Source organism: Xenorhabdus taiwanensis (assembly GCF_036512875.1).
GTDB classification, from domain to species: domain Bacteria; phylum Pseudomonadota; class Gammaproteobacteria; order Enterobacterales; family Enterobacteriaceae; genus Xenorhabdus; species Xenorhabdus taiwanensis.
Genome location: NZ_AP028978.1, coordinates 970,377 through 990,067 on the forward strand (window position 1 = coordinate 970,377; position 19,691 = coordinate 990,067).

Genomic DNA, 19,691 nt, shown 5'->3' on the forward strand with positions numbered 1-19,691 from the left:
AGCAGCACAGCTTTTGATGACTCACCTGCGTTAATACGACGGAGCGCCCCCGCGTTTGGGAGCGCTGATTCAGTGCAGGATCAATGCAAAGTGGTGGCCACCCTCCCCGTCATAACTCGTTCTTTCCCGTGAAGGATGCCTGAACAGTTGAAGCAGGCCGGGAAATCTGCATTTTTGTCTTTACCAACCAGGCGCTTGGTATAGATATATGTCCGCTCCAGACTTTCCTGGCTGTCGATCCCCAGTTCATCAAAACGGTGTAAGGCGAAGTTCAGCGCCTGCACCTCCGCGTGCAGGCCGGCGATCCCGGCCATCATGGGAAGCCGGTTATTATTTTTATCGAGATGTTCGATGATCCGTTTTTCGATAACCGGATGTAACGGAACCGGTTTTTCACCGAAATCCGTCGGCTTGGTGACAGGTGTGGCGTTCCGGTGGGAATAGATTTTCTTTTCCGAATACGCTTTCTTAATCCCCCCGATAAATTGCTGCCTATCGGTCACCTCGTAAGATGGCGTCGTACCGACATTGTCTCCAGACAGGCTAACACCTGGGAACCTCTTTTTCTCGTCTGACTCCAAGCTGCCTGGCAGGTTGAGAAAATGTCGGGTATAAATGACGCGATCGTCGAGAACGGCGACGACCGCCGCGTGCGCGGCGTACTCTTTGAGTTTCTTGTTGGTAAATTTCGTCTTGCCTGCAAACTCGTTTTTTTTGGTCACCGATTTCTCCGCGTTTATTCTGTCGGTTCCATTCTGCGCTTGCTGGAAAATCCGCCGAGTACTGTGGTCGATCATGCGATGGGCAATCCCTAAATCTGTGCCAGGCACGGTGTCTGAATGATGTTCGTGCTGATCCTCCCGGATCAGACCATCCCGATCGGTGAGCGTCACTGGGTTGTTCCCAACCATCCGGTACAGGTTCAGTCCGTCCACTGTGCCCGCCGGATCTGCAGAGAGCCACCGCCCAACCCAGGGCTGGTAATAGCGATAGCCGTAGTAATACAATCCCGTTGCGTCCCGCTCCTTGCCCGAATACCGGAGGGTTTTGTAGTCCGCCTCCATCGCGCTGCGCGCTGCGAGGATGGCTGTGCCGCCATACGGATAGTATTCCTCTTGACTGATGAGGTTACCGTCGCCGTCCACTTCCAGGCCACTGCTGCCGATGAGATTATCGTGGCTGTAACGTAGCGCGTCATTGCCGATGTTGCCCGGCTTTCCACTCTCCCAGTGCAGTACCCGCACCTGGGACCTCCCGGCCTCACCCACCATGATGACGTGAAGATGTTCTGTTTCTGCGCTGCCGTTTGTTGTGGTATGCAATTCCAGACCCGGCAGGTACAACACCCGCTGCGTTTGCACGGTGTTACTGGCTTTCTGGATGCTGACTTTCAGCACGCGCTGGCTGGATGCGTCATAACGGTAGCTTTCGCCATCGTTTGTCGCTCCGTCACGCACCACCGGACTCACTTTCAACAGCTCACCGCGTGGCGTCCAGGCTAGTGTCTGGCCCAGTTGCAGCAGTGCTTGATACCCTCCAGCCGTGAACAGCGCATCCACTTCTGACGGGGTTTCCGTAAGCGAGCTTAACACGCCCCGGTTGCTGCGGTCGCTGATTGTGATGCCCGTGGTGTAGTTATTGTTCGTAGCAGGCGCACTGTGGCGTATCTGCGTCAGGTTGCCGGCACGGTTGTAGGTGTAGGTGCGGGTATAGTTTGTATACATGGCATTATCGAAGGAGGATCCCGGCGGGAGGTGGTTACCCTGCTGACCGGCATTCGCCATCTCGCGCCCGGTGGCGCTGACCAGCTGGTACAGGCTGTCATAGACATACCTGTTCTCCGGTACCACTTTTTGGTTGCGCCAAAAGTGCGTTTCTTCGGCGTCATTGCGCACACTGAGCACATTGCCCACCGGATCATACTCGTAGCGCAGGTCTTGCTGTACCTTCGCACCGGCAGCATGCCCGGTCGGCCGTTCAGTTCTGATGTCGATCAGGCGCTGGGTCTGTGGCTCGTAGGTGTAAGTAGTCACCACACCGTTGCCGTGCGCTTCGCGCAGTTTTTGCCCTGCGGCCGAGTAGGCCAGAGAGGTTACGATGGCCTGCTCTTTTTGCCCTTTCAGTGACAGCCAGCTACCCGTCAGCAATCCTGCCACATCATACGCCAGCCGCTGTACGTTACCCATTGCATCCGTACGGGTCAGTAATGCGCCCGTGGCATCCACCGTGCTCAGGGTGGTAAAGTTTTCCGTCGCCAGCCGGTCGTTCCAGGCGGATTCATTGTCGCCCTGCCAGTCTGCGTCCGTACCGTCCGGCAGCAGTTGGCGCGTGACGGACAGCGGGACGCCGTTAAGTGCAATACTGTTTGTCTGGTTCAGTCCGGCGGTGTCATAGTGACACACGCACTGTCCGGCCAGGTTGCTGTTCTTCTCTGCCTGAGTGTTCCCGGCCCAGACAAAACGTTCGGTGATACGGGCCGTTTCGCCAGCAGGCTGTTCGGTGATACTGAGCGGGCGTCCGGGTAAGGTTTCATGCTCATACTGCCATGTGCGGGTGACCCCGGTTGCATTGATGGCCAGTACGGGGCGACCCGTAATATCATTCAGCATCAGGGTATTACCTGCATCGACACTCCTTGTGCGCACAACCTCACCCGTCAGTGCAATATCATAAATCAGGTTGGGATTGACCGTATTATCCGTCTGCTGTAAGTCAAACAGACGTGGGTCAATACTGTGTGCTAGCCGACCCGCGAGCGTAAACCGATGGCGGGTGATCCGTTCATCGGTTTTGGTGGGGGTATCCGGGTGGCGGTGATAACGGAGCTCACGGACGGTCAGCCCCCGGTTATCCAGGACAGCCACTTCCGGCGTGTTTTGATGCAGGTTATTGCCTTTGTTTACAGTCATAAGCCATTGCCTTTATAGGGTAGTTAACCTTCCCCCATCTCTGGCAGGAAGGTCTAATTATTTAACGTTATCGAGTTAACTCAGAGAGCGTGTCGTTTTCATCTTCATTCACGACAAACCAGGGGGTCAGCCGGTTTTGACGTAAATACCCTTTGGCGGTTCTCACCTGGTATTCCCGGCCGAGGGGATCATAACGGTATGTATCGGCATACAAATCCTGCCGTGCGCTATCATCGCTGAGGTACTGCCAGGCATCCAGGAAAAAGGGCTGATAGGTTCGGACAGGTTGTCCTTTGCCATCGTACTCGGTCCGGCCTGAGACCGCCCAGCGGGTGGTGGTATGGGCGACGATGGGTTTTCCTTTCGCGTCCGTCATCAGGCTGCCGTCTGCGGCACGTTGCCAGGCTTCTCCCGGTGCATGGTAGACGGCACTTTGCAATAAACGGCCAAAGCCGTCGCTGTAGGTGACGCTCTTACGCAGTTGCTGCTCAGGATCGGTGTCATAACGGTCAGTGGTCAGCGCCAGAACATGGACAGGCTCACGTGAAGCCGCCAATTCCTGCCCGTTCATTGGGATACGTTGATGCCGCATCAAGCGACGATAGCCCAGCGTACAAACCCGTTTATCTTCCGTCACTACCCCCGCGTCAAGCAGGGCCTGCCACGTGAAGCCGGCTATATATTCCTGACAGGTGTACGCCAACGGCATCCAACTCAGCGGTGCATAGACGATGCAATTAGCGACCGGAAGATTGGGTTTCAGGCCGAGTGCCTCCTCCACGGAGGAGGGCGGTGTAAATGGGAACTTTTCAGGCGGGGTGTAACCCTGAGAGGTGCCTGCCTCTGTCCCCCAGAACCGACTGGATGACACCTGCCCCAGCGCGTTCAGGGTGATGTGTTGTTGGTTGTCATTCGCATCCGTTATCTGAACAGGCGTCAGGAAGCGGTAATCATAGGCGGCATCCGTGTACAGGCCGGCGGCATCCTGCATGCGAATGACGGCACAGTAATGGGTATCCCAATCAATGTCAGTTTTCCCAACCTGCACCGTAGCGCGCTGGGCCAACGGACGGTAAAACGCCTCCGCCCCGCCGTAATCGGTATAGCCCTGACGGGCGACCCAAACCGCCGATTCTGCCCCGGTATTGAACGGGCGTGGAACATACAAATAACCCGCCTCAATTAATTTCTTTTCCAGAGCTTCAGGGGTTAATGTGCCATTAAAGGCCTGCAATGCCAGCTCATCAAAAACCGCGGTTTCGGTATAAGCCACCAATGCCTGTCGGGTCGGGTTTTCTTCGGGGCCGGTATAGGCCACACGCTGATGCCCCAAATAGGTCAGGGGCGTCCCCTGCGCTATCAGACTGTTTGCGGCCAGCAAGTCCTCTACCGTAAGACCTTCACGAGGTACCCGTTCTGCCGGGTAGGCCCAGGCATCGCTTCGCACGACATCCGTCAGTCCCAGTACCTGATATTCCGTGTGAGTCAGGTGATGGTAACCTTGCCGTTGCCGGGTAAGCCGCAATTGCTGTTGCTGCTCATCATAGCTGCTGTCAAATAATGTCGCCGGCAGTGTATCCGGGTAAGGCGAGACAGCGGGTTTAGGGCGACGGGGATAAGCAATCTCGACGGTCTCCCGTGGGAAACCGTAGCGGTCACTATTCAGGACCACCTGCTGATGACATTGCGGATCTTCGGCAATCCGTTCGTACTGCCAGGTTCTCTGTTCAATCACACTCGTCCAGACTGTCGGTGAGTTACCCGGTAAACCCGCAATCAGTCTGACCTGGGGCCGACTGTCTATAATAGTATACGGCACGCCCGCGAGTCCCGTGTCATCGTCACCATAGACTTCACTGTGTAACGGTTGGCCTTTTAATGCCCGGTGCAGCCAGTAAGCTTCCTCTGTTGAGGGTACGAGCGTGACATCCTGTTCTTTATCAGGGTCAAAATGCGTAAAACGGCAGGTAAAGGGCGGGAAAGCCTGTTTGTCCCCGTGCCAGAATTCATTTGCCAACAGGGTATCAACGGCGGGAACTCCCGTGGCAAACCAGCTGATCGTGATAGCGGGCGACAGGGGATCGGTGACTGACGAATGGGTTGCCTGTGCCAGCTTATCGGTATCTTTTTGTCTGACCCGGCCAAATCCCCGGAACTCCCGCTCTCTACCATCCCAGACACCATGGGCGTATTCCTGTATCGATGTCAGTCGATTACCCGTGATTTCATCCAATACTTCAGTACGCCACAACACATGGATAGGAAATGGCAGATAACTGGTCACAGAACGGCCCACGCTTTCGGCCTGGTGTTTTTCATCCAGCCAGAACTGCGCTGAACTGCGGTAAAACAGGGTGGTTTCCGCGCCCATATTGTTGTTGATAGTATTCAGCAATCCGGGTTTGTATTCGGTCATATCCAACCGCCAGTGCTGCAAAGCCATATGGGGAACAGTCAGAATAATGCTGGATACACCCAATCCCTGCGTATCGGCGATGTGTAACTGACATGTCCGGTCAAACCGGACATTCTCAGGTAGATTGATGCGCACCGGCGCCGCAAATTGATTGCCGCTTTCATTGATAAACAGCTCTAGATAAGTGCTGTGGACATAGAGAATGTCGGTGGTGCCGGAACCGTCAATATCCGCCAAATACACCTGATCGGGATTAAAATTTTTGGCTGAAACCGCCAAACCTTCCAGCTTGATGGGATACCCAAAGCGACCGTGTCCGAGATTAGGCCAGCACATCACACCGTCAGCAGCAATCTCCACCAGATGTTGCTGGCCGGAACCCAGCATATCAGCAAAGGCCACCAGTTTTCGTTCATCCGCGCCGGGGATCGGTAATGCCATCCCGTCGGACTGGATAACGGTGTTGCCTTTCTTCCAGCCCGTTGGTTGGTTAGCGTACAGGCGTACACTGCGTGGCCCGATCATGACCAAATCGGCCAGCCCCGCGCCGGTCAGGTCGGTCAGTTGTGCCTGCGGGTGAAAATACTCGACCGGCAAAGCGGATAACGGGATAAAAGGGGACCACTGTCCGTTTGGCGCCATCGTGTGATAGCCATTGACCCCTGCGGAGGTGACAACCCAATCCAGTTTGCCATCCCCGTTGAGGTCCATCAGTGAGGCATTATGCTGCTGGGCGGGCATCTGCGGTAACGGTCTGATTTCACCATAGGTCACTGCGTTACCCTCTGGCGCATGAAGGTCACGCATCGGCGGACGGTACCACCACGCATCAGGAGTATCCTGATAAAGGATGCCCGGCAAGCCTTCGCCATACAGGTCAACGAACTGATAAGGCTGGTGTGGGTTAAACTTGTCCAACTGTGGCATGGGCTGCCAGGCCGGCAACGACGCCGTATCCAGTTGTTGATAATCCAGCTCCAGCGGCGGCAGGGTGACGGGTGTTCCATCATTCTCGTGCGCTACCTGACGGGCAGAGACCAGGGTACTGATATTGAGACTGGGATCGTAACTCAGTATCAGACGTGAGACTAAGGCAGGCACTTCGCTGGCCTCAGTTTTACCTGCCAGCGCATTCAGGCGATGGAACATCAGTACCTGTTGGCACAAACGGCGGGTACGGATTTCAAAGCCGTATTCAAAACGGGAGAAACAATCGGGGCGAGCCGTCCAGCTTGCCGATCCTGCCTGAAACGCAGGCACTTCATACAGCGAGCCTGGCCGTTCGCCGTAATCAAACACCAGATGGAACAGCCATTGGTCATTGGCAGGCAGTGTGTTATTCAGGGCAAACAGGCTTGCCTGTGGCGTGATATTACCGTAGTGAACCTGCATCAAGTAGCGTTGTGCACCGGATAACGGGTGTTGTTCTTTTTCATGTTCATCGCAGCCTGCGTCATCTTCGGCACGGTATTGGTAGTAAATATGTTCGCCGGTGGGTGTCACAGTTTCTTCGAGTAGCCACTGGGCGATCTTGTTATCATCCGCCGGATTAGCCACCCGGGCGTGGGCGTTTTTCCCAAAGAGATGCACTTGACCATTGGGACTGAACATCATCCAAAAAGGTTTTTGCGTATTACCCTGTTCCGGCTGCCAGTATTCCAGCCGGCTGAAATCCTGAACGAGACGGGGCTGATAACGGGTCACCTGCCAGCTCTCACCTAACGTGACGCCCTGCAATTGGTTTGTGGTACGGATATCCGGCTCGCCCCGTTCATTTGGGGCAACATTCATCACCTCACCCATCGGGCATAAAAAGGTATCGCTGCCCTCATAACGCGGCACCCCGTGTGAGGTACGCAGGCTGACAGCCATGGGAGCAGACTGCCACCCCATGCCAAAAGCGCCATTGCCGCTGCCGCTGCTGTAGGTGAGGGACAAGGCAGGTGCAGTGCCGCGCCCGCTGGAAATGGGTAGTGGCAGTGATAACGTCATCATGCCATTGGAACCACCAGTAGTAAGAGATTCACCCATTCCCTGAATAGCGCCACCGCCTTTAGGTAGTGCTGGTGTTGCTATCGTAATATCTTGACTATTTTGCATATAAAGCTCCATGTTGGCTTCTCTAATCAGATTCTCACTACTAATATCCCAGCCGGTTAAAATCAGACACAATACGCGGCTGATAGCGGGTAAGTGCAGGCGCGGCACGGCTGCCGGAAGCCACTTTCAGAGGTAAGGTCAAGGTTGCCATACCTTGGATAGCACCGTCTTTGGGATGGATAGGCTGATTTATTGAGAGCGGTTGTTCGGGATTTTGCATAAAAAGCTCCGGATTGCTCTTCCACAACATTTGAATATTACCGCGATACGGTGACCTCTATGAGGCCACCGGAAAATTTCACTTACGACGGGTTACCTTAGGAAGTTGAATGAGGCGTCCTCTGTTATATAAAGGTCCCATATCAATTTTCTCTTTTCCGGGGACAGGTAAGTAACCCAAGCCTTCGTGAGCGGCATTTGCCAACAGACCATTATCCTGATCACCTGACCAAGAGAAGATCCCACCCAATTTCATTTTGGCTGCATAAATTCCCTTATGCAGCACAGTGCGGGGCGTATCCAGTGAAATCCAGTGACCACCGTCAGCGTTAAAGAGTGCGTCAGCGTCGGTTTCCGTGTCTGTCACCAGTTCAAATTGATTTTTCCCGCGTGAAATTTCATATTCCGCATCGTATTGGTTATTCAACAGACAGAAGAATTCCGGTGCACCTTTTTCCATGGTACCCAGTGGATCTCCTGTTCTGTTATAGCGGCGGGTTGCCAGATCAGCGCCCCGGCATGAACGCCCGTAGTTAGCAAAACCGAGGTGAATTTGTTCCGGTTTTACACCTTGTGATAATAAGAAACGAATTGCTTCATCTGCCGAGTAATCCATCTCTCGGTCAGGATTGGGTAGAGGAGGGGTATCGCCGTCATATTCATATTTGGGTGGATACAGGTTAGTATGATGACCGATATATTCCGCCCAGCCGGTACCAAAGAAGTCGTAAGTCATCACAAAGATATTGTCTAAATAAGGATAAATTTCTTTGAAGCTGGATTTCTCCATTTTGGCAACGACGGCACTACAGGCTATCGTGATTTCTTTACGTGCCCGGGTTCCAAAGGTTATGTCCAGTGCTTCACGTAGCTCTTTCACTAATAAAACATAGTTTGGGCCATCATTTTCCGGGTCGAATTCATTGCCTTCTTCACCTGAAGCTCCGGGGTATTCCCAGTCGATATCCACCGCAGTAAACATGGGAAAACGCTGGAAGAAATTGACGATGCTATTCACGAATGTAGTACGTTGATCGGGATTTTTGGTCATCTCAGAGAAGTACCCTGACATACTCCAGCCACCGATACTGAATGCGAGTTCCAGCTTGTGCCCTGCCTGCTTTGCACGCTCTTTCAGATTACGTAATCCCCCCAGCAAACCGGAGGCTGCATCCTGATTATAATATTGTAAGAAATTCTTCGGGCCGGCATCACGGCGCTGATCAGCATCCAGACCGACATTGCGTGTGGTACCTAAATCACCATAAGGATCGACCGGTACAATATGGCCGAGCGTAATAGGAGCAATCTGACCGCTGCTGGCTTCTGCTTGTCGGTTCCAACCGTCAACGACCTCATTAATCCGTTCGGATAACTTGCCTTTATCACCGTTGACGGCCATAAAACTGAAAATCAAGCGGTCGTAGGCGGTAGGCGGGATTTTTTCCAAATCAAAACCACGACCGGGGGCGGCATCGTCGCTGGTTAGTGCAGTGTTACCCTGTGTTTCCGGCGACAAGCGCGCATCATACTGGCACCAGTCGGTAATATAAGCCGAGACTTTAGGTAGTGGTTCGGTGTTTTCTGGATCAACTTCATATTCATTGTACATGGACTTGGCAACACGCGCCGAGGAGTAACTCAGAGGAGTTCCTCTGCCGTCAGGTTCATATCCTACTTTCTGATACGTTTCTTCTGTGAGCTCATCGCACTGTAATATTTCGGTTTTTTCTCCCGGCGGTACGGTAGACGTATTCGGGTTTCCGTGATCAGTAATTTCTTCCGGTGTCGCATCACGGACATATCGCCAGGCATTCTCATAGACCGGTAAATCAGATGAAACATTGCGGTCTGGGATATGCCAGCGTTCAACCCAGCCGATGTTTTTAAAGACTGCATTATCGTAAATGACATACCAGGTTTGACCACCAGATTGATTTTGCCAGGCAACCAGCGATTCGCCTACTTCGCTGTTAGCATCAGACATCGCTTTAATTGACGGGTATCGATAAACATTTTGAGACATAATTTCACTTCCGGCCCCGTTATATTCCGGAGCCAGCTCCTGATATCAGTTAGAATTGTCTTGTTTTAATTGATGTTTATTCAGACGGCTGCGAACCTGTTGGCTGAACTCACTGCTTCCACCACTCACATCGCGCGCGGTATAACGCAGATGGAGGATAATATCGCTCAGCGACTCCAGCAGTTGATCCTGATCGGAGCCAAATTCCAGCTTCCATTGTGAAATGGCGCCTGTTCCTTCAAAAGGCAGGAACAGTTCATCATCAAAATTGAGCCTGAACATGCCGCTGTCTTCCATGGCCGTTGAGATCACCACACTTTGATTGGCCTGTACGTTCAACAAGACATTCTTTGGTTTGGTGTGTTCCAAGGGGTTAAGCAGATAATCGACAGTTTTTAAGTCGGCGGTGCTGTTAAGTATATTGCTGAGTTGTATCAGTGAAGCCCGTACATCTTCATAAGGTCCCAGCAATGCAGGCAATGACAGCGCTACCGTTTTTATGCGCCGATCAGCGTGAGTCGGATAATCGCGCAGAAACATGTCAGCACCTAGTAAGAAGGTGAATGAACCCGTGCTCTTGCCAATTTCCCATTGTGATGATGTTAGTAATGATTTTACCGATACGGTTTTTACTATCTCCAAGCGTCTGGTGTTATGTTGTAAATACGCCTGATCCATCCGTTGTAAGGCTAATTTCAGATGCTCTCCGACCATCAGCCCCTGATAAAGATCGTTCCAGAGACCACCTTGGACGAAATTCATATCATACTGGCCTGTTTCGTACTGCCAGGAAGCTTCAGCCAGTAAACAGAGGGAATTAACCGCATCATAGGCTTGCAGGTAAAGCCCGGAGATTTGGCTGATCATCCACGTGTATAACGCATCATTGGTGAAACGGTTTGAATAGTACTCCAGCAGAACTTGATCCTGCTCATGCTGAGCATCTAGTTGTGCCAGTTGAGTTGTGCTGATATTCAGTTGGCGTTGCTGAACATCAATCTGTGCATTGATCTCCTCGATGTTGATCTCCGCCTGTTTGTATTGCAGCTCCCATTCTTGCTGGCGGCGTCGGTAATTTTCTGACACGCTCAGGCTGGTGGCTTTGGCATTTTTACTTTCAACATCAATGCGTATACCTTCACCGATTGCTCGCAGCATGCCGCCAAAAACCATCCCCCCGACGGCAAGACCGAAAATATTGGGAACCATATCCGCTACAGCGGCTGCAGTGGCGGCTGACTGAGCCGCTATCACACCATTAGCAGCACTTGATTGTAATGCGATAACTTCCTGCTCGGTGGTGGAGATATTTTCATCATAGAGTGATTTATAGTGTTGCTGGCGCTCCTGAGCAGCACGTCGGCTGATGGTCAGCGCATCCAGTGAAGCCTGTTGCATATCAATCGCTTGCTGTTGCAGATTACGGGTAAAACTGTACAGTCCCAGTTGTTGCTGCATACGGAAGTGTTCAAAGTCAGTATTGTCTTTTTTCTCCAGCAAACTGAGTAGGGTAGCGCCGTACTGGATCAGTGTTTCTACCGCCTCTTTTGCCCGGTTCATAATTGGGGTGAAACGATAATTCGGGATTGCCCGGCGTTTCATACCCGCCATACGATTAGTCACGACACGTTGGTAACGCTGCTTGAGCAGATCTTGTGGGCTGATCGGCTCATCGTATAATCCGGCCGGAAACTCTTTACCATCCAACGTCAGATTATGGCGTAGATTGTATAGACGCTGATCCAACATTTGCCACAGTTTGAGATATTCCGTATCAACAGGTTTGATAAATAGATCAGACGGTGTGGCAGAGACGGATGTATCGTATACCACTGGCAGAAGTGGCACGCTATTGACAGCGAATATTAACTCCTGTGTCCGTGCTTCACTGCTTTCATGCTGAGCCACATCCTGTAGCGTACGGGGTTGCCAGTTTGCCGCGAGCAAAATATCGGGGCTGGTGCCCAGTAACATACTGACGGAGTCATAAATTTGCCGAGCCACAATACGTGCACTGGATGTTAGCTTACGGTATTCCATGTCCCCTTGATCTAACAGATTTTTCACATAGAAACGGAATATTGCCTTCCGGTAGTGAATGGGTTCACTGGCAGCAATGGCGTCCGGATCGGTTGGCTCAATTAACATACGATACACGGTCGGCGGGCGGTCAATTATCGGCCGTGAATTCCAGTAACGCGGTTTTCCCTGACTACTGGCCTGAATAAGTTCATCTTCCAGTGGATTAAAAATATAGTGTAGCCATTCGGTGGCCTCTTTTAATCGCTGTTCTATATTCAGTCGCCATGCGACTAGGAATGGCATATGGAAAAACAGTTCCCAGAAATAGATCCCGTTTGCGCCATTTAAGTCAATTGGCGTAGGGAATGAATCAGGCATGGGTTGTTCTGTAATAATCTGTGTATTCCAGCTCAGTACCTGTGGGATCCCCTGACTGGCAATGGCGATCAGTTTTTTTGCGAACAACGTGTTAAGACGAATGTTTTGTGGCGCGTTACCATTTTCTTCTGCAGGGAAAGAAAGAAATTGCACCTGATCCTGTTCATTGAGCTTAATCAGTTCGCGAATATGCATACCGATTTTGAACTCTTGAGTGCAGGTAGCTCTTTCATCAGTGATGCCACTTTTGGATTTAAAGAGGAGTTCGGCTTTCAGTGTGATTCGGTTATCCGCCCCCAGTTTTATTGACGGATACATTAAATCAGGTACTTTTTCATCCAATACCAGTAGTTGCTCATCCAATACAGTATCATCGTGCATCAGACGGAAAGAAGCGTCGTAAAATTGATGATCTTTTATAGCACCAAAATTAAAATCAGACTGAGCGACGACCTCCAGTGTGTCATCAGTACCATGAACAAAATTGACAATCAGTTTGATACTGTCCTTGCCGAAATCAGGATTCCCTTCCTGTTTGGCTTCCCCAGCAATAGGAAAACGCTCTTCCCGGGTTGCCGGATAGAGTACCATGGTACGGTAATCAATAGGATGGCCTTCTGCATCCTTGTGTTCACGTGAGTAATACCAGACCAAATTGCCGACATATTTTCCTTTTCGCCCATCATCATACTCATCGTCCGGCAGATCGGTAATTTCTACCAACAGCGTGTCGCAGACATAACCAAAGGCTTCGTCAAAATCATAATCACCGTTATCATCCGTTCCCTGAAGACGGACAAAGGGGACAAGAGCCAATAACGGGTTATGCGGGTCCTGCTGTATATCCATCACGGCAACCATCTGAGCCATCCGGTATTGCAGATTATCTTCGCGCAAAATGGTTGGTGTACTCCAGCTGCCATCATATTTAGCATAAGCAATTTTGATCCGGGTCAGAAACGGTTTGGGGGGAACCCAATCACTTGCGGTAGGAGTATAACGAGACTCAGTATTTTGGTTATGCAGTAATAACGCCGTCGTATCTTTTTTTTCAGACTGTTCTTCAACTTCTGTCCAGGCAATATACAGGCGATTATTCAGAAAAATGGGGCGTATCAAATTGGGGTCTACGCTGCCCAACGGCAGATCAATAGGTTTCCACTCACTCCAGGCATTGGGGGATAACGCATCGGTATCAGGATGGCGGATCGAAAGATTCAATGAACGCCAGTAATATTGGTATGGCTGTGTACGGGTGCGCCCGACAAAGAAAAACTTATCGTGTTTGATGTTAACACCATCTTCATAGCCGGCGATAACTTTCAGGTTACTGACATCTTCGAAATTATTCAGATAGCCCAGTACAGCTTGTTGTACGGAATCTTCGGTAATTTTTCCCTGATTAAGGGCACCTTCTAGTTGGAAAAAGAATTCTGTTTTATTAAGGCGTAACAGCGGTTCCAGATAGCTTTCTGGGTAAGTCCGCAATAAACGATCCGCAGACCAGTAATTATAACGGTTAGCAAATTCCTGCCAATTTTCGCTCTCTTCAGCAGTCATAAACAAGCCGGGCTCAATATTCAGTGACACACGGTTAACAAATTGCTGCAATGAATTGGTCGCAAGCGAAAGCCGTGTTGCTTTGACCTTGGCGGAAGTCAGTAGATCCAGCAGGAGGTAGTCGCAGGCATCGTCAACATCCTTAATTTTATCGCGCAGACTTGTCATGTCAGGTGAATAGGCAACGACTTGTCCAAGGTAGAAATCCAACAGTGCATCGCGCTGTGATTCCAATAAACGTTCTTCAATAGATTGGGTAACTGAACTCATCGTTCCTTACTCCTCTGATGGGTACTGAGTTGCCGCAATAACCGCTTCACCTATATGGGTTATTTGGTCATAGGGCGGGAAAGGCGGCAACGTTGCGGCTGTCATCAATGGTGTCACCGACAAACCAGTCTGACGCGACAACGCCATGACACGACGTAGCCAGTCAATTTGTGTCATGTTTCTGGCACGCGTTGGGGCAGGATCAAAATGTTGGGTTGCCAGCTCAATTTCATCGGCATCCCACTCAAGTATGTCGGCAAGCTTTTCAGCGCAGTCTCGATCAAAATCTTCATCATTACGGACGTCGCGCTCCGGCTGATTGGCAAAAGCGAAATACTCGATTAACTCATCTTCGCTGAACAATGAACTGGTTGCCCAGTTACGGAATCGGCTCAGTGCCCAAATTTCATGCACGGATAGCGGGCTGCCATCTATCGGCGGTAATCCGAGCCATTCAGGCATGATGATACGTAATGAAACGATTTGCGCTTTGAGTCTTAACTGCTTAATCAGCATAGCATTCATCGCCAGATGATAGGTGATACGCAGCAATTCATCGCTGATATCTCGTGGCGTGCGCAGATATCCGCCTCTGGTTGCTCCTTGTACATAAATTTTGTCCAAGAAATCGGGAACACTGCTACCAATCCAGCGTAATAACCAAGGAACGATATCGCGCCCAGTGCCGTATTCTCGTGTCACGCTGGTGGAAACCAGATCTTCCTGCGCAGTTTTCGCCTGAGTAATGACCTGTGTTAATGCGGAAACGGTGATAACCACACTGTCTGGATCGTCAATGATTTTTTCAACAATAGGTGTCAATACTGATTTCAGATAATCTTCATCGCTCTGACCCCAATGGAGTGGATAAACATTGACGAGTCCATTGCTAGTTACCAGCATAAAAAGTTTGTCAAACCAGGTTTCTCCCTCAGAGAGTCTGGGGATGTCCCCTGCGTTGAAGTTATCCTCGGTAAGTAAGGTTTTGGGAATGCCTTGCAGCAGATTGTCAAAGAATGTCACACTGTTGTCAGTTGCAACCACCGGCAACATAACACTTTGTAGCATCAGGCAGAATTCTTCCGGTTTCAGTTTGCTCTGTTGCAGCCAAGCAGCAACTTCTTCCAAAAGCAGAATAATATCCAGTAAGTCAACTTCTGTAGTACTTGAACCATCCGGTGTCAACAGGCTTAATCGGGGTTCACCAGCCAGAATATGAGATGAGAATTTCCCGCTGGCGCTTAACGCGTTCATCAGCATTATTCCCTGTTCAGGGGTTAAATTGAATAACCGGGGAACAGTAACCAGACGATAAAGAGCCGAAATAACAGGCAGTGAGCACATTAGCTTGCCGGATGGCAGATTAAAGGCGCTGTTTACCTGTTCAGCTAACAATTGGAAGGTGGCTACAGTGATTTTCAATCCAGCGCACAGTTGCTTAATCGTTCGTGCATCGTTACCACGAGTCGTATTGTAATCAAAAGTACGATTATCAACAAAGAAAGGTTCATCAAAGAGTTTGGGTTGATTGAATACCTGATCCAAAAAAGCGGGATTTCCGCTGACAGCAAAAGGTGAGAGTGTATGTAAGACAGTTGCGAAAGCAGGAGCCGACAATTTATAACGATTGTTGAGATGACGGAATAAACCTAATGCACGCAACGTATTAAAATTTATCTCCAGTGTTAGGTTATTTTCACCTTCTGCCCGCATTGCGCAGGTTAATAACCAATCCAAATCATGATGCGGTATTTCTAACCAGCGTTGTAAGCGAATTAACCGTTGTAGGCGATCAAAACGCTGATTTGTGGTTGCAGTCAGATTGCGGGGGCGTTGGACATCAATACCAACGGCTTCAGGCTGACCGACATTGAGGTAACTGGCACCAATCTGGAAAGGTAATGGAAAACGTAATGTGCTTTGTTTATTGGAAAATATCGGGTTAGTAAAGCTAATATTCGCGGAAACAACCGGACTAAAATCGCCCCAGGCAATGGCTTGTTCTATCTCTTCGGCCTGCCCCTTGATCCGGTCAATAAGAAACAGAATTTCCGGCAGTCTGTTACGCTCACTAAGTTCCAATCCATAGTTCTTTCTGAAGAAATCTTCTGCTTGAGGGTAAAGTTGTTCAGCAGGTAATGCCTTGTCAGATAACACCAGATGATATTTCAGGGTCAGAAAAGATTGTTTGTCATCCCATTTTTGTGCCTGAATGGTCAGATCACCGAACCATGGACCGAGAGAGAGATCGACATCTTTGTTGTCTTCGTCGTGCCAACTCAGTTGAAGTTGACGCGGATAGGGCGGATTGTCACTGAATGGTTGTAATCGGCGTTTAGCGCGTTGACAGGTAAGAACAGACTGCCCCCGCAGTGTGATAGTCGCTGATTTTCCGTCTTTATTTTGGCATTCAACATGAATTTCATTATAAGGTTCCCGTGATGCAGGTAATGGCGTTAGGGTCAGTGATTCTGTGCCCTGTGCCCCCTGTTGCTGAGGAACAATATAACCATGCTGGGAAAGATCAATATCGGTTAAGGTTTCAGTGGTGCTACCACTTCGGTGTTGGGCAACCAAGTCTGGTTGTGTCAGGCTGGTAGCAGGAAAAGGCGTCTTTTCGGTGAGCAGCTCCATTTGCCCCTGACTCAGTTGAGTCGCTGCCAGTATTACGCTGTTGGTGGCGCCAGGTTGTACTTCCGTGCAAAAATCGGGTAGCTCCTGATGGAGTGCCTGAATCACTCTGGCCAGAGATGTATTTTTATCGGCTAAGCCAAGTGTAACCTGTAGCGTTGCGAGACTGAAAGGCAGAGTGTAAGGGTAATACGTTTCTCCCAGCACTTGGTTAACGGGTTTACCTGTTTCCTGACTATGATCGATATAATCAGCGGCGATAAATGAGAGAATTTCATTGACTATCTGTAACGCCGGAAGTTCCTGATTCGTGTTATCGCGATCCAGTAACAGTTCTGGAATATCTGGACGTCGTTGTGCAAAAGCAATCGCACCTTCGGTTGCATCCAGTTCAAGCTGGCGAGCGAACTGATATAACTCCAGCAGATAAGCAACGGGGGAATTCAGTGCTTCAAGTGCACCGGGTTTACAAAAATTGTCCCAAGGTTCAGGGAAAAGATCAGCATAGTTGGGTAGTTCCGGTTGTCCAGAAGCAACACGGGCCATACGCAGGGTTTCGGCATCACGTAATCCCCGTTCGCGGGCACTGTGAATCAGTTGGGTTGCGTAGCTTAGCGCGTTTTGATAGAGCGTTTTTGCTTGACCGTTAAAATGATGTTTGTGGCGGCGTCTGAAGCGTGATGGTCCGACTTTGACAATATCAAATACCGAGAAATATCCCCAACGACTTAGTTCATTATGGCTCTGCTCTATGGATTGCTGTCGTTGAACGGAAGACTGGGCCTGCATAAATGCGGATGCCAACAGAGGCGTTACTGTTTTCTCGTCTGTCGATGTTGTATTCATGTTTTATCACCCGTTAAGATAAATCACGGCATTAGCTGCTCAATTATTGAGCAGTTAACACCGCGCATTGGTTGGGTTGGGTAATTAATCCAATACGCTATTTAAGGTATTGTCTGATAAGAATAAATTGAGATTACTTTGTTTTGTTTTTCGTCTTTTCTGCTGCAGACAGGCACAAAGGAGCCATATCAACGCGCGATGTACCGACCGTCGCCGCCCCGAGCCCTTCGCGTGCGGCATTGGTCAACAGGCCGTTATCGTGGTCAATCATCCAGATAAACATGCCGCCAAGTCCTTTTTCTTTGACGTATTTCGCTTTTTCTTTCACGCTGTACGGGGTATCCAGTGACATGAATAGGCGGGATTCTTGGTTATAAAGGAACTCGGCTTTGGCAACTTCATCGGTATATACGGTGAAGCCGTTAATGCCATCCATATTACTGTCGAGGTAATTACGTAACAAATCCGGCCATTCGGTGGTACCAGATTCGAAGCTTCCTAATGCAATATTGCCTCTCGGCGTATAGCGGCCGTAGATTGGGGAAATACTGGCTATGGATGCTTGCTGTGCGTTTCGAGTATACCCAGCATAACCGATATTAATTTTCTTCGGCTCGACATTGAGTTCATCCACTAGGTAATTGACAGCTTTATCTATTGAGTTCTGCGTTTCTTCATCAGGATCAAATTTTAAAGCAGTGTGATGACCTAATTTTTCAGCCCAAGGTGTTCCGAAGAAATCGTAAGTCATAACATTAAGTTTATCGACTCCAGCTTCCAGTAGTAGCGGAATATTGGCAGCTTTTAGCCCTGCCGGTACAGCAATTGTAGCGATACTGATGGTGATATCAGGCAATTCTTTACGAATTTCTTTAATGAGTTCGGCATAGTTTTCTGGATCTTCCTCATCATAGCTATTGTGTTCTTCACCCTTGTAGTTTGGATATTCCCAATCGAGATCCAAATCGGTAAACATGGGAAAGAGATCAAAGATTTTTTTCAGTGACTTAGCCAGACGCTGGCGCAGCTCGGACTCTTTCGCAATAAAATGGAAAGCTTGGCTCATTGACCAGCCCCCCAGACTTAGGCCAATCGGCATGTCTGGATATTTTTTGTGTAATTTCACTAGTGCACCTAATACACCCTGTGCATTCTCTGGTGTAAAATCAGTCTCTTTCCAGCCGGGGAAACCGCAGTTAAGGTAGGCACCGGTGTCACCCCAATAATCGGTAAAAGTAGCTTCACCTTTATGATTAGGAAGATCGCTTTTATCGGATGCAATTTTGAAATCGATAGCCGCTTGGTTAATGGTTTCTTCTTTCAATCCTTCATCACCAATGATACCAGCGAATCCGACTATAATACGGTCAAAGTAAGGCAGGGAACTGCCTTCGTCCAGTAGTCGCATAATATCGGTGCCACGGCCGCCTTCTTTATAATCTACATTGGTATCACCGGGCTCATTACCATAGCGGGAATCATAAATTCCCCAGTCAGATAAGTAGCCGAAAACTTCGAAACCTGGAACTGATTCATAGTGATTAAATAAGTTCTTAGCTACTCGTCCAGGTGTATAACTTAAATCACTGTCTGCGGTTGAGGGATCAAATTTATTAACCTCATAAGTTTTTTCTGTAGCACCTGCTCCCCAAATATCACCGGGTTTGGTTTCTGTACCGGGATCGGGGATGATAACAAATTGGTTGTCATTCAGGTTTGTATTTTTGTAACTTGACATGATAGATCTTCCTAATATGTTAAAAAATAATTGATCATTTATAAATAAGTATTGCTTTTCTTTTTTGATAAAAAGCCTGTGAGTTTATTTGTTAATTGAATAACAATTTTCAAATTTTAAAACCTGTATATTCAATTTAATTAGGAGTGATTTACAATTAACAGCTTTTATTTTTGCAGGACATGCAGTTCCTCACTATTAAAAATAGAGTTATTTATCCTTCATAAAAACATCCAAGGTAACCACATGAGTTATTAAAGTGTTAAAGTTAACGATTAATTAACATTAAAATCTTGATTAGAACAAGTTACATGATTGATTACCGAGCAATAAATTGAACCACCATTATGTTATCTCAGTTTAAACATTGTCTTATTATATATTTTATATCAGAATGCTACATATTCTTAACAAGATTAAACTGTACCATAATATCTATTTTTATATACCAAGGATATTGGATAATCATTTTACCGTTTGTTATATAATATCTTTATTTTCTTTTTATTGTCACCTGGTTTACTGTATTAACTAAAAACAAAAAAATTAGGGGATGAATAATTTAAATTTTGCATT

Annotated in this window: 7 protein-coding genes and 1 pseudogene; all 8 read right to left on the reverse strand. The window is 49.0% G+C overall.

The features are described 5' to 3' along the window. Window positions 1-80 precede the first annotated feature (80 nt). Window positions 81-2,909 (reverse strand): RHS repeat-associated core domain-containing protein, encoded by a 2,829-nt coding sequence (locus tag ACE1SE_RS04305; protein ID WP_374052799.1) that lies wholly within the window; start codon window positions 2,907-2,909, stop codon window positions 81-83. A 67-nt stretch (window positions 2,910-2,976) separates the two neighbouring features. Beyond that, window positions 2,977-5,460 (reverse strand): toxin TcdB middle/C-terminal domain-containing protein, encoded by a 2,484-nt coding sequence (locus ACE1SE_RS04310; RefSeq protein ID WP_374053589.1) that lies wholly within the window; start codon window positions 5,458-5,460, stop codon window positions 2,977-2,979. Between the two features lie 1,011 nt (window positions 5,461-6,471). Then, window positions 6,472-7,437, reverse strand: a pseudogene (locus ACE1SE_RS04315) (SpvB/TcaC N-terminal domain-containing protein); the annotation flags it as partial. A gap of 28 nt (window positions 7,438-7,465) precedes the next feature. Then, window positions 7,466-7,645 carry a hypothetical protein gene (locus ACE1SE_RS04320; RefSeq protein ID WP_374052800.1) on the reverse strand — a complete coding sequence of 60 codons (180 nt, stop codon included), beginning with the start codon at window positions 7,643-7,645 and terminating at the stop codon, window positions 7,466-7,468. A gap of 78 nt (window positions 7,646-7,723) precedes the next feature. Further along, window positions 7,724-9,670 (reverse strand): glycoside hydrolase family 18 protein, encoded by a 1,947-nt coding sequence (locus ACE1SE_RS04325; protein ID WP_374052801.1) that lies wholly within the window; start codon window positions 9,668-9,670, stop codon window positions 7,724-7,726. Window positions 9,671-9,715: 45 nt separating this feature from the next. Then, a complete protein-coding gene (locus ACE1SE_RS04330) occupies window positions 9,716-13,900 on the reverse strand; it encodes a Tc toxin subunit A-related protein (protein WP_374052802.1) in 4,185 nt (1,394 codons plus the stop codon). A 6-nt stretch (window positions 13,901-13,906) separates the two neighbouring features. After that, entirely contained in the window at window positions 13,907-17,377 is a 3,471-nt protein-coding gene (locus ACE1SE_RS04335; RefSeq protein WP_374052803.1) for a Tc toxin subunit A, read from the reverse strand. Window positions 17,378-17,510: 133 nt separating this feature from the next. Beyond that, window positions 17,511-19,115: a glycosyl hydrolase family 18 protein gene (locus ACE1SE_RS04340; protein WP_374052804.1), complete on the reverse strand. Its 1,605-nt coding sequence runs from the start codon at window positions 19,113-19,115 to the stop codon at window positions 17,511-17,513. Window positions 19,116-19,691: the final 576 nt, after the last annotated feature.

Excerpts from the sequence above, each read along its gene's own strand:
- ACE1SE_RS04340 (WP_374052804.1), bottom strand. The coding sequence starts at position 19,115 with ATGTCAAGTTACAAAAATACAAACCTGAATGACAACCAATTTGTTATC.
- ACE1SE_RS04325 (WP_374052801.1), bottom strand. The coding sequence starts at position 9,670 with ATGTCTCAAAATGTTTATCGATACCCGTCAATTAAAGCGATGTCTGAT.
- ACE1SE_RS04335 (WP_374052803.1), bottom strand. The coding sequence starts at position 17,377 with ATGAATACAACATCGACAGACGAGAAAACAGTAACGCCTCTGTTGGCA.
- ACE1SE_RS04305 (WP_374052799.1), bottom strand. The coding sequence starts at position 2,909 with ATGACTGTAAACAAAGGCAATAACCTGCATCAAAACACGCCGGAAGTG.
- ACE1SE_RS04320 (WP_374052800.1), bottom strand. The coding sequence starts at position 7,645 with ATGCAAAATCCCGAACAACCGCTCTCAATAAATCAGCCTATCCATCCC.
- ACE1SE_RS04330 (WP_374052802.1), bottom strand. The coding sequence starts at position 13,900 with ATGAGTTCAGTTACCCAATCTATTGAAGAACGTTTATTGGAATCACAG.